Here is a 12962-nt window from a genome sequence, read left to right on the forward strand (position 1 = left end):
ACTCAGAGCGTGAACTGATCGACGGTGGTCCCGGCGGTCTCCAGATCGGTACTCGTCGCGGCGGCGACGGTCACCTGGTTCTCGCCCGGGACCACGTCGAGTCTGACGACGAACTTCCCGCTCGTGGGTTCGGTGACGGCGGTCTCCGCCGGTGTCTTGATGGCCACGAGATCCCCGTCGGTCTCGACGGTAACGACCAGCGCGCCGGCCTCGTAGTTCGTGTCGACCCACAGTTCCGGGCCGTCGGGCCGTTCGGTTTCGAGGTAGCGCTGTCGGACGACTTCGGGCGTCTCGATCGGTTCGCCGTTGTCGATCCCGTGTGCCAGCCGGACGAACTGCGCCATCGACCAGGCCAGCGGGGTCGCGGAGCCGGTCCCCTCGCCGAACTCCCAGTTGTAGTCGCTCGGGCGTTCGATGTCCCATACCTGCTCGGGGATCATCCGGCCGGTGTTGGCGAACCCTTCCATGGTCTCCAGTAGCCGTTCGGGCGCGTCTTCGTCCGTCGCACCCGCGAGCAGTTCGTACTCGCCACGCTCGCCGGTGAAGATCGGCCAGAGCCGCCCCCTCCCGTCGGGTTCGTGGGGATGCCACGGCGCGCCCTCGCGTTCGCGTTCGAGTTCGCCGTAGCCGTCGCCGTTGTATCGATAGAAGGCAGGCCCGTGGGGGGTCTCGACGCGGATGCTGTCGTCGACCACGGAGAGGCTGTTGCGGATCGTCTCGTCGTCCCACGGTTTGATCCCCAGGCGAACGAGTTCGAGGAAGCCGGCGTCGACGATCGCACGTTCCTCGAGTGTCGGCCCGCCGTTGGCCAGCGCCCGGCGGGACCCGTCGTCGGGGTCGCCGTGGCGCGTGATCCGACAGTAGTACGGCGTCTGGTCGAACCCGCTCGTTCCCTCTTCGGTCGCGGTCCAGTCCTCGACCTCGTCGACCCAGGCGTCCGCGACCGCGTGCCAGACGAGCGCATCGGCCGTGTTCCCCTGCGCCGTCGCCAGCGAGCCGGCACACGTCAGCCCGGCGATCTCCGCGGCTAAGGAACTCGGCGAGAAGCCCGACTCCTCCTCCCAGCGTTCCTGAGCGGTGACCGGGCCGTTCCGGACGACGTAGTCCGACGACCGCCGGACGTTCTCGTACTCGTAGTCGGCGTCGCCAAAGCCGATACCTTCCTGGGCGAGGTGGTAGGCCATCACTTGCGGGAACGAGATGTTGTCCATCTGCTCGCCGCCCCAGCGGGTCCGGCCCTGGAGGTACGTGTTCTGCGGGATGAACCCCTGCTCGTCCTGCTGGTACTCGTAGATGTACGAGAGCGCCTCCTGTGCGGTCTCCAGTTCGCCGACCGCCTGGAAGGCCGTAAACGTCTGGTAGAGGTCGCGCGACCAGACGAAGTTGTAGCCGTAGGCCTTCTGCTGGTCCGCGGGGACGACCTCGCCCCACGGCACGGACGGACTCGCGATGGCCGCTCCGTGGTATGTCTTGTCCTCGCAGGCCTGCAAGACCATCAACGAGGCCTTGTACTGTGCCGTCAGTTCCTCGTCGTGGGCCACCGAGGCCGGGAGTTCCTTGTCGGCCAGGAACGACTCCCAACTGTCCTCGTAGCCGTCTCTGACGGTACTGAACCCACGTGCGAGGGCACCGTCTGCCTCACCGAGCGCGCCGGCTGTGTCGGATTCCCTGGCAAAGCCCAGTGCGACTGTCTCGCCGAGCGATTGGCCGGAACCGATCCGACCGACGAGAACGACGTTCTCCTCGTCGACCTCGTTGGTCGAGTCGGGGATCTCGCCGTCGACAAACAGGCCGTGGATACGGTCAGTGCCGGCGACTTCGGCCGAAGCCCAGTCGAACGAGGACGCGCTCGACAGCGCAACGGCGACGTTGAACGGCTCGCCGTCGTCGTCGACCAACAGCGGGTCCTCGTCGTGAAGGTCGAACGCGGTCGCGTCCCGGGCGGCCAGCGAGTAGTCGCCAGGTTGCCCGAGCAACAGCCCACGGTCCGTATCGCCCGTGTTTGTCAGCGCCGTGTCCGCGACGGTGAAGACGTCGTAGGTGTTGTCGTCGTCGGCCTCGAAGGTCACCTTCGCGAGCAGGGCGTCGTGTTCGGGGTCGGTGACGTAGTCGACGATCAGCGACCACTTGTGACCGTGGCTGTCGCCAGTCTCGACGATGGAATGACGGAACACGAGCGCGTCTTCCTCGACGAGCTGGGCCGACCGCTCGATCGTCTCGGAGTGGTCGTCCGTGCGGGTCTCGTTGTGGCTCCGGGCGACGTACTCGGAGTCTTCGTCCGTGTCGACGACCAGGAAGTCCATCGTCCGGAGGTTCATCGTGTCGATCCGGGGATATCGAACCTCGGTCAACGCCCCCTCGGCCAGCGTGAACCACACTTTCGACGAGCCGTCGGCGTGGTGGTCGGCGACGGTCCCGACGCCGAACTTCTCGCCGGTCGTCCAGGTCGGTCGCTCACCTGGCCCCTCGGGCGCCGACGGCGTGGGTAGCGCCCCCAAGTCTTTGAGGACGGCTGTCGCCCGGAGCCGGACCGCATGGGTCCACCCCAGTGGTGCGGCGCTGTCGGGCCGGCCGTCGTCGAAGACCTGCTCGGCCAGGTAGCCGGCGTCCGTGACGAACGGGCCGTCGCTTTCCAGGGATCTGTACAGCTCGCCGGCCAGGTCGAGGACTTCCTCGGCAGCCTCGTCCTCGGACTGGAGGAGCATCCCGAGTTCCGCGGCCGCAGTGGTCCCCAGCGCTGTCGCGACCGACCAGAGCTTCTCGTGGCCCTGGCCGTTGGTCCGCCATCTGTCTCCCTCGTAGCGGATCAGCCCGGTGACGCCGTCGCCGGCCTCCCGGTACAGCGCGTCGACGACGTTCTCGACGTGTGACTGGAGGCGGGTCAGCGTCGCCTCGTCGACGGGGTTGATCTCGGCGTAGGCCCGGACAGCACCGGCCAGTTCCAGCGCGGCGGAGTCGGCGACCTCGTCGAGGGTCCCGTCGTCGAGCCGCATCGCGTAGAACTCCCGGTCGGCGCTCCAGAGTTCGTCGACAGCGCCGTAGACACGGTCGGCCTGGGCGGCGGCGTGTTCACGCAGGCGGGGTTCCAGGGGGGCGTCGGCGACCGTCGCGTACGCCTCCAGGAATTTCGCGGTCGTGTGGGCGAACTGTCCGGACATGTCCTCCCAGGCGTTCTGACACCGCTCGGGGAGGCCGTTGTCGGCGAGCGTCTCGTCGAGGCCCTCGACCGCGTCGTGGATGGTCTCGACGATCTTCGAACGGGTCTCGGCAGTCAGGACGTTCTCGCGCTCGCGCAGCAACTCCGCGAGGTAGGTCGTGACGGCTGCGGTCTGGTCGGCCTGGTAGCCGTCGCCTTCGCCTTCGAGCCGCTCGTTGGCCCATCCCGGGGCCAGCCGCTCGTCGACGGCCCAGATCCGGTGTGGCCAGGTCCCGTCGTCGAGCTGGGTCCGACAGTACAGCATCGCGCTGTCGAGCAGTCGGTCGTCGAGATCGAGCCCGAGGCGGCTGTCGGCATCGAGCAGTGCGGCGGAGATCTCGCTGTCGTCGCGGAACCACGTGTAGCCGTAGCCGCCGGTGTGTTCGAAGAACGGGTCGAACTCGGGAGCGGCGAGCCGTGCACCGGTCGGGCCGGTCAACAGCGACAGCGCCCGGAGGTCGGCAGTAACGGCGTCCTCGTTCGGCGTATCGTCGGGGACCTCGTCGATCGAGCGTTCGAGCGCGGCGTCCCGGAGATCGTCGACGGAGGCGTGTGATCGCGCGGCGTGGGTCACGTCGATGAGTGCCTGCTCGCGGCTCGTCTCGTCGTGGTCGGACAGTTGTGTCGTCAGCGTCGTCCGTGCCGCTCGGCCGACCTGTTCGAGGTCGGCGGTCACGACGATGTCGCCCGTCAGCGCCTCCTGATCGGGCTTGCCCTCGTTGCGGTCACGCGGGTACTGGATCGACGCGTCGTCGAGCAACTCGCCCATCCGCTCGACGCGGTTGCCCATGGCCATCTCCAGGGGCGTCGAGGCGGCGACGTAGTCGTGTTCTCGGCGGTGGTACACCTCGACGACTCGCTCGTCGTTGTAGCCGGCCGCCTCGTGGATGAGACGGCTGACCTGTGTCTCCTTCCCCTCGGGTGCGAGCGTCAGGAACGCGACGAGCTGTGCGTCCGGCGGGACCTCGCCGCGGAGTTCGACGTGTGTGAGGTGTGCCCGTCCGAGCGTCAGGTCGTACTGGTGGATACTGAACTCCCCAGCGTCGTACTCGGTCTCGACGAGAGCGCTCTCGCGATAGTAGTGTTGTCGGATCGGCTCGGTGTGGTCGAACCACAAGACGCCGTCGCCGGTGTCGATCCCCAGCCGGGACCGGTCGACGCCGTGGAGCCCGGAGAGTTCCGCGGAGTAGTCGCGGAACGATCCGTCGCGCTCGACGTAGACGAGTCGGTCGCCGAACCCGGAGAACGCCCCCGTGGTCGTCGGGGCCTCGCCGGGGAACGGCTCGTCGAGGCGGCGTTTGTAGTCGTTCAGTGCCGTGCGCAGGCGCATGCTTGAGAGAGAGCGGAGATCATTCATAACACCTGTGATGGAGGCGAGTCTTAATACCACCCGTAGTACCCGAGTGAGAAAGCTCTTTTACGGCGTCCCGAGAGGGAATACGTAGAGATGGACCACCCAGGACTACCCAGGTTTCTCGCCGTCGGTGAGACGACGGAACTCGCACCGCGTGACCCAGACCCCGCCGTGACGTACCGCTGGGAGATCTCGGACAGCCCCGACGACAGCGCTGTCGAACTCGAAGACGACGAGGCTGTCGTCTCCTTCACACCCGACGAACCCGGCGAGTACACGGCTTCGCTGTCGACGCCCGAGACGACCCATCACCTCACGTTGCGCGTGTTCCCCGCCGACATCGCGGTCGCGAGCGGCGGGACGGGGACCAGCGGGTACGCTGGTGGCTCCGGATTCTCGGGAGCCAGCGGTATGAGCGGCTTCTCGGGTAGCCAGAGCGGGAGCGCCCGGTCGGGTAATCTCGCCAGCCAGGGTGACCGGCAAGCCCGTCCCCGGCTGATGCTCGGCGGGGAAACCGAGGACGGTGTAGTGACGGTCCGGGCGACGGTCAAGACGACTCCCCGCGGGGACGAGGACGACGAGACGCTCGCCGTCGAGTTCGTCGTCGACGACCGTGACCCCACCCCCGAGGACTTCGAGACTGACCACCGGACCGCGACGTTCTCGCTGGACTCGATCGACGAGCCGGTCCGGATACGTGCGGTGGCGCTCGGCGAGCAGTATAGCGTGCCCGACACCGTCCGCGTCCATCCGGACGGGACCGTCGAGAACCTCAACGAACCCCCCGAGTGGAGCACGGGGATGACCCTCTACGAGGTGTACGTCCGGGGCTACAAGGAGGCCGACGGGGACCAGTCGGTCTTCGAGGTCATCCAGGCGAACCTGGACGAGATCCAGGACCTGGGGGTCAACACGCTCTGGCTCACGCCGATCCTCCAACACGACGGCTACGACCACGGCTACAACATCACCGACTTCTTCTCGGTCGCCGACGACCTGGGGACCGAGGCGGAGTTCGAGGACCTCGTCGCGGCGGCCCACGACCGGGACATGCACGTCCTCTTCGATCTGGTGTTGAACCACTCCGCACGCGACCACGAGTTCTTCCAGCGCGCACAGGCCAACGATCCGGAGTTCCGTGACTACTACGAGTGGCAGGAGGACGGCTCTCCCGGCACCTACTTCGAGTGGGAGTACATCGCGAACTTCAACTACCGCAACCTGGAGGTCCGGCGGCACCTGCTCGACGCCGTCGACAAGTGGGCCGAGTACGTCGACGGCTTCCGCTGTGACATGGCCTGGGCCGTCCCGGACCCGTTCTGGCAGGAGATCCGCGAGCGCCTGCGCTCCCGGGACGGCGAGTTCCTGTTGCTCGACGAGACCATCCCCTACATCGCGGACTTCCACGACCTGGCCTTCGACATCCACTTCGATACGACGCTGTATTTCACGCTGCGCCAGATCGGTCGCGGCGACGCCCCGGCAGACGATCTGACCGAGGCCTACAGACAGCGCGCTGTCACCGGCTTCCCCGACCACGCCGGTTTCATGCTCTACATCGAGAACCACGACGAGACCCGCTACGTCGAGGAGTGTGGGCGCGACGCCGTCGAGGCCGCCGCCGCCGCGCAGTTCACGCTGCCCGGCGTCCCGATGATCTACGCCGGCCAGGAGATCGGCGAGCGCAACCGCCGCGGGAAGATCCACTGGGAGCACGCTCAGGAGGACCTCCGGGAGTACTACAAGCGCCTGACCAGTGCCCGCAACGCCATCCCGGCGCTCCAGTACGAGGGCGACTACGAGGAGATCGAGTACCAGGCCGACAGCGAACAGGTCGTCGCCTACGCCCGCGAGGCCGACGAGCGCTACGTCGTCGCACTGAACTTCGGCGAGGACGACGCGACGGTTTCGTTCCCCGCCGAGTCCGTCGACGCGACCGATGCGGTGTCCGGTGACGGCGTCGACACGGCCGACGGTGACGCGACTGTCGACAACGTCGTGGTCCTGCCAGCAGGAGAGTAACACTGGGATGCCGGAGTACACCACTATCGAGGACGCGACAGCGGCGCTGATCGAGTCCCAGCGGGAGATGCTGGACGCTCACGACGACCGGTTCGAAGCCGCGAAGGAACTGACGACACGCCTCGGTGCCCACTGGCGAGACGGGCGCGCCGAGTTCGGCTTCTGGACGCCCCAGCTCGTCGATGAGGTGCCAGCGGGCGAGGTCGAACTCGAACTGCTCACCGCCGAGGAGTCGGTCGACCTGACCGCCGACGAGCAGCAAGTCACGTTTGACCGACAGTTCGTCGACACGCGGCGGGAGGGAGAGTTTACCTGGACGGCCGTCGACGGGCCGCGTCCCGGCACGCGCGAACAGCTCGGGACGCTCTATCGGCTCAGTTACGAGGCCGACGGCGAGCGCGAGACGATCACCGATCCCTTCGCCGATTCGGTGCCATTCGGCGCGTACGGGCCACCGGAGCTGTACGATATGGCTCGGCTGGACGACGAGCGCGCGGACCGCGACTACTTCCAGCGGCTGGACGAAGACGGTGTCACACCCCACGCCCACGAGGACGACGGTCTCCCGCGGTTCGAGCCGGCGACGAGTATGCTGGAGATCCACCCCGGAACTGCCACCGAATCCGGGACGCTCGCCGGCCTGAAACGGCAGTTCGAAACCATCGGCCAGAAACAAATGGACGGCGAGGGGCTGACGCCGGCCGAGCGGAACTTCCTCGGCTACGACGCCGTCCAGTTGATGCCGGTCGCACCGATCACGCAAAACGAGGACGAACTGGGCTACTGGTTGCCCGAGGTCACCTCCGGCGACCGCCTGCGGGCGACCATCCGCCGGCCGGACATGCTCAACTGGGGCTATGACATCATCATCTCCGGGTTCGGAACCGTCAATCCCGCGGTTCTGGAGACACGCCGCCCCGACGAACTGGTCGACCTCATCGCGACGCTGCATACGTTGCCGGAGCCGATGAAGGTCGTCTTCGACATCGCGCTCGGTCACGCCGACAACGGTGCGCTCCCGCTGCTCAACGACGAGTGGTTCGCCGGCCCCGGGATGTACGGCCAGGAACTGGACTACACTCACCCAATCGTCCGCGCTGGATTACTCGAACTCCAGCGCCGGAAGATGGACTTCGGTGCCGACGGCATCCGCGTCGACGGTGCCCAGGACTTCACGAACTGGGACTCCGAGGCCGAGGAGGAGTGGCACGACGACGAGTACCTCGCCGAGATGGACCGGGTCACCCAGGAGGTCGCCGGCGTCGAGTACCGCCCCTGGATGATCTACGAGGACGGTCGGCCGTGGCCCCGCTCGGACTGGGAACTGGCCTCGACCTATCGCACGCTGATCGAGGAACATCCACACTCGTATCAGTGGGGGCCAGTCACCTTCGCGCACAACACACCGGCGCTCCAGACGTTCTGGGCGACGAAGTGGTGGCGCGTCAAGGAGGTCCGGGACACGGGCGAGCACTGGATCTCCGGCGTCGCCAACCACGACACCATCCGCCGCGGGACCCAACTGGACCCGGACCCACCCTTCAGCCAGCCCCAGATCAACCGCTACCTGGGGGAGACGCGCAACGAACAACTCCGGCAGGCGTACAACAATCCGGCGTCGACGATCCTGTTCCACGGGTTCATGCCGGGCTGTCCGATGGATTTCACCCACGCCAACATGCGCGCGCCGTGGGGGTTCGTCCGTGACACGGACGCCGTCTGGAACCTGAAAGTCCTCTCGGAGGAAGAGCACTTCCCCGAGTGGCAGATCCGCCCCCGGGACTTCGGGAACGACGCCCACTTCCAGCGGCTCAAAGAGTGGGGCTTCGAATCCCGTGAGGAGCTGAGTGAGTTCCTCGGCCTGCTTGCGGATACGGTCAGCATGACCGACTACGACAAGGCGGGGATGACGGAGTTGCTCAACACCATCGGGACGCCGATCGGCGACGAGTTCACGGTCAGCGAACTCGAACAGCTCGGCCGGGCGTGGATGCGTGACCTGGGTGAGTTCTTCAACCTCTCGCACTGGCACGACCAACAGGGCGACGAGCGCACCGCCTTCGACCGCCGCGTTCGGGAGTTCCGCCACGACCACGAGTGGGTGACGACGGACTTCACCGGCGGCGATACGTTGGACTACGTCTATCCGACCGACGGGACCGTACTGTACTACGGCTACCGCCGTGCGCCCGACGACAGCGAGGAACTCGTCTTCGTCGGGACGATGGAAGGTGTCGCCGAGACGGTAACCCCGACCGAACTGGCCGGCGTCAACGATGGCGGCTGGGAGGTCGCACTCTCCTCGCCCGGGTTGGACATCGGGGGCGTGAGCGACGAGCTATCGCTGGCGGACAGCCAGGCCGCACTGTTCGTGCGGTCGCTGGACTGAGCCGAGCTTTCGCCGCCTCCCCCCGGACCGTCCGAGTCGGTCAGTCCCGCGCGTGGCGTTCGGTCACGGCTCGAAGTCGCTGGGCGACACCCTGGTCGTAGCCGCCCTCGGTGATCCGCCAGGTCCAGTTACCCTCGGCGGTCCCGGGTGTGTTGAACCGCGTCTCGCTACCCAACCCGAGCAGGTCCTGCATCTGCGTGATCGCGAGGATCGAATCGGCCGCCCAGACGGCTTCGACGACGTCCCAGTTGATCTCGTGACCGTCCGAATCCATGTAGAAGTGCAGACAGTCCCGCTGGCGGTCGCTGATCTCGTCGCGGTACCACCCCATCACGGTGTTCGTGTCGTGGGTGGAGGTGTAGGCCACCGAGTCCTGCGGGTAGACGTGGGGCATGTACATGTGGTCCTCGGTACACCAGTCGGCGTAGAGGGCCACGTTCATGCCCGGGGCACCCAGCGACTCGCGCAACTCGCGGAGTTCCGGGGTGATCCCGCCGAGGTTCTCGACGATGATCGGGAGTTCGCCCAGCGCCGACTCGACGGCCTCGAACAGTTCCTTTCCGGGGCCTTCACGCCACTCGCCGTCGGCGGCAGCCGGGGCGTCCGCCGGGATGGCCCAGTAGCGCTCGAACCCCTTGAAGTGGTCGACGCGGGTGATGTCGACCCGAGAGAGCAGCGCCTCGAACCGCTCGATCCACCACTCGTAGCCGTCCGCTGCCATCGCGTCCCAGTCGTACAGTGGGTTGCCCCAGCGCTGGCCGGTGCCGTCGCTGTCCGGATTCGTCGGCATCCCGGCGACGGCAGCGGGCTCGTTGTCCTCGTCCAGGTCGAACAGCTCCGGGTTCGCCCAGACGTCCGCGCTGTCCATCCCCATGTAGATCGGCATATCTCCGATGATCCGGACGCCGTGCTCGTTCGCGTACTCGTGGACGCGTCGCCACTGGCGGTCGAAGCAGAACTGGACGAACTCCCGGAAGCGGATCTCCTCGGACAGTTCGTCTCGGTATCGGGCGAGAGCGTCGGGGTCGCGCTGTTTGGCGTCGGCGGGCCACTGTGTCCAGCCGTCGCCGCCGAAGTGGTCTTTCAGCGCCCGGAAGAGCGCGTAGTCGGCCAGCCAGCCGTCGTTGTCGGCGGCGAACTGGTCCAGCGCTTGGTTCTCGCTCTCGCCGGCGGTCTCCCGGAACCGGTCGAACGCGGTCCGCAGCTTCCGCTGTTTGTACTCGCCGACACGGTCGTACTCCACCCAGTGCTCGTCGAAGTCGGGCCGGTCGGCGAGGTCGTCGTCGGTCAGCCACCCGTCGGCGACGAGTCCATCGAGACTGATCAACAGCAGGTTGCCGGCGAACGACGAGTGAGTCTGGTACGGGGAGTTCCCGAAGGCGCCGTCGGTCGGCCCCAGCGGACAGATCTGCCACAGCCCTTGGCCGGCCGAGGCGAGGTAGTCGACGAACTGTTCGGCCGGGTCACCGAGCGTCCCGACCCCGTCTGGGCCCGGTAGCGACGTGAGATGCAGGAAGATCCCGCTCGACCGCTCGAACTCCATGCCGGACCCCTTCGACAGGGAGGCACAAAAGCCCGGCCCTCGTGGTCGGTCATTCCTCGCCGAACTGGGCTTCCACAGCCTGTCGATCGATCTTCGACGGGCCGCTCGTGGGCATCTCCTCGACGAACGCGAGGTGTCGCGGGTGTTTGAAGCCGGCCAGTCGGTCGTCCAGGAACCCGCGGAGGTCAGCCAGCGTCAGGGCGTCGTCGCCCTGGACGACGGCTTTCCCGACCTGCCCCCACTGGTCGTCGGGGACCGGGATCACGACGACTTCCTCGACATCGGGATGGTCGGCGATAGCGTCCTCTACTTCGGCGGGATAGACGTTCTCGCCGCCGCTGACGTACATCTCCTTCTTGCGACCCTCGATGTGGTAGTAACCGTCGGCGTCCTCTCGGGCGAGGTCGCCGGTCGCGACGAACGTCCCGAAGGTCGCAGCAGTCTCCTCGGGATTGTCGAGATAGCCGGCGGCGGCGTGGGGTGATCGGAGGACGAGTTCGCCGATCTCGCCCTGCTGGACCGGGTCGCCGTCGTCGTCGACGATCCGGGCGTCGACGTGGAGCGCCGGTTTCCCGACAGCATCGGCTTTCTCGCGGGGCCAGCCGTCGGGCATCGCGAAGTTGTTGGGGCCACACTCCGTGAGGCCGTACCCCTGGGAGAGGTCGACGCCCCGGTCCCACCACGTCTCCATGACCGACTGCCGGCAGGGGCCGCCGCCGGACTTGGCGAAGCGCAGTTGCGAGAGGTCGGCCGTCTCCCAGCGGTCGTGGTCGGTCATCATCCGCAACACGGCCGGGACGGCGACGAGGACGGTCCCCCCCTCTTCGTCGATGACCGAGAGGACCTGTCCGGGATCGAACTCCCGGGCGATGACGACGGTCCCGCCCATGTGCCACAGCGGGACCGTGACGACGTTCCAGCCGCCGGTGTGGAACATCGGAAACACCATCGGCGTCACGTCGTCGTCGCGCAACCCCCAGGCCGTGATCGTGTTGACCGAGTTCCAGACGATTCCTTCGTGTGTGAGAACCGTCTCTTTCGGCGTCCCGGTCGAGCCGCCGGTGTGCAACAGGAGATGGGGGTCCTCGGGCGCGACGGGTGGCGTCTCGACGGAGGAGTCGTCCGCCGGAACTGCGTCGCCGTACGGCACCGGCTCGCGGAACCCATCGAGGGCGTCTCCATCATCGCTTCCCAGCGTGAGGACGGCAGGGTCGACGCCGCCTTCGTCGAGTGCCGACGCGACATCCGCCGCGAACGGCGCTTCGACCGCGAGGACCGTCGGGTCGACGCGGGCCAGTAGTTCGCCGAGTTCGGGCGGTGCAAGGCGGTGGGAGAGCGGCGCGAGCGTGCTGCCGGTCTTGGCGGTGGCGAAGAACAGGTCGACCACTGCCGGTCGGTTGCGCGAGACGACGGCGACGCTGTCGCCCGTCCCGACGCCGTACTCCCGGAGGAGACGGACTGCTCGGTTGGCCCGCCGGTCCAGGTCGGCGTAGGTGAACCGCTCGCCGGTGGTCGCGTCGACCAGCCCCTCCCGCTCGGGGGTCAACGCGGCCCGTTTCTCGCTCCAGGCGCCGACCCACTCCTGGGGGGCCGATCGATCAACCATCGTCGAGAAACTCCAGCAGGCGGTCGGTGACCCGTTCCCGGCGCTCGATGAACAGGAGGTGAGGGGCGCCCTCTAACGTGACGAACTCCACGTCGGGAAGCCCTTCGGCCAGCAGTTCGCCGTTCTCGTAGGGGACGACGCGGTCGGCGGTACCGTGCACGAGCAGCGTCGGCTGTGTGATCTCGCCGAGTCGGTCGTGGACGTCGAAGGCCTCGACGCCCGCGGCCTGCCAGGTCCGGGCCTGCTCGCTGGCGTCGCTGTCCAGTCGCCACTCGACGATCCGGTCGATCAACTCCTGGTTGTCGGCCCAGAACCCCTCGGTCACGGCCGGGCGCATCTTGTACCGGATCGCCTCCCGCTCGTCGGCGTCTTCGGGGACGCCGAACATCCGTTCCAGCGTCTCCTCGGGAATGGGGACCTCCTCGGGACCGCCCGGTGAGGTACACATCAGCGTCAGCGAACGGGCGCGGTCGTACTCCAGTGCGTACTGCTGGGCGATCATCCCGCCCATGCTCGCGCCGACGACGTGTGCCGATTCGACGCCGGCGTGGTCCAGGACGGCTTCGAGGTCACTCGCCATCTCCGGGACGGTGTACGGGCCGTCCGGTTCGTCGGACTCCCCGGTGCCGCGGTTGTCCCAGCGGATGCTCTCGTAGTCGTCGCTGACGGCCCGGTGTTGCCAGCGCCACATCCACCGACCATAGCCCAGTCCCTCGACGAAGACGACTGTCTCGGCGTCGCCCGGTCCCTCGCGTTCGTAGGCCAGGCGGACGCCGTCGTTGTTCGCATACGGCATATCGTATCGTTCTCCCGCGTTCTCCTTCAAGGGGGACGTTACCATGTGAACGTCCC

General features: G+C 67.3%; 6 protein-coding genes. 2 read left to right on the forward strand and 4 right to left on the reverse strand.

What is annotated here, in order from left to right; genetic code table 11:
* Nucleotides 1-2: 2 nt before the first annotated feature.
* Nucleotides 3-4526 carry a DUF7997 domain-containing protein gene (locus P0204_RS01495; protein ID WP_276221146.1) on the reverse strand — a complete coding sequence of 1508 codons (4524 nt, stop codon included), beginning with the start codon at nt 4524-4526 and terminating at the stop codon, nt 3-5.
* 117 nt (nt 4527-4643) lie between these two features.
* Here P0204_RS01495 and malA point away from each other — a divergent pair, with 117 nt between their 5' ends.
* On the forward strand, nt 4644-6572 hold the full coding sequence (gene malA, locus P0204_RS01500; RefSeq protein ID WP_276221147.1) for an alpha-amylase MalA: 1929 nt from the start codon (nt 4644-4646) through the stop codon (nt 6570-6572).
* 7 nt (nt 6573-6579) lie between these two features.
* Complete coding sequence (gghA, locus tag P0204_RS01505) at nt 6580-8961, forward strand: glucosylglycerol hydrolase (RefSeq protein WP_276221148.1); 2382 nt, start codon at nt 6580-6582, stop codon at nt 8959-8961.
* A 40-nt stretch (nt 8962-9001) separates the two neighbouring features.
* Here gghA and malQ read toward each other — a convergent pair whose 3' ends face one another.
* Genes malQ through P0204_RS01520 form a run of 3 tightly spaced genes read right to left on the reverse strand, consistent with a single transcriptional unit; the run spans nt 9002 to nt 12906 of the window.
* Nucleotides 9002-10504, reverse strand: coding sequence for a 4-alpha-glucanotransferase (gene malQ / locus P0204_RS01510; RefSeq protein ID WP_276221150.1), 1503 nt, complete (start codon nt 10502-10504; stop codon nt 9002-9004).
* A gap of 49 nt (nt 10505-10553) precedes the next feature.
* Nucleotides 10554-12110 carry an AMP-binding protein gene (locus P0204_RS01515; RefSeq protein ID WP_276221151.1) on the reverse strand — a complete coding sequence of 519 codons (1557 nt, stop codon included), beginning with the start codon at nt 12108-12110 and terminating at the stop codon, nt 10554-10556.
* Entirely contained in the window at nt 12103-12906 is an 804-nt protein-coding gene (locus tag P0204_RS01520) for an alpha/beta fold hydrolase (RefSeq protein WP_276221152.1), read from the reverse strand. The genes P0204_RS01515 and P0204_RS01520 overlap by 8 nt, the downstream gene beginning before the upstream one ends.
* Between the last annotated feature and the right edge of the window lie 56 nt (nt 12907-12962).

Origin of the sequence: Haloarcula halophila (assembly GCF_029278565.1) — an archaeon.
Taxonomy (GTDB): domain Archaea; phylum Halobacteriota; class Halobacteria; order Halobacteriales; family Haloarculaceae; genus Haloarcula; species Haloarcula halophila.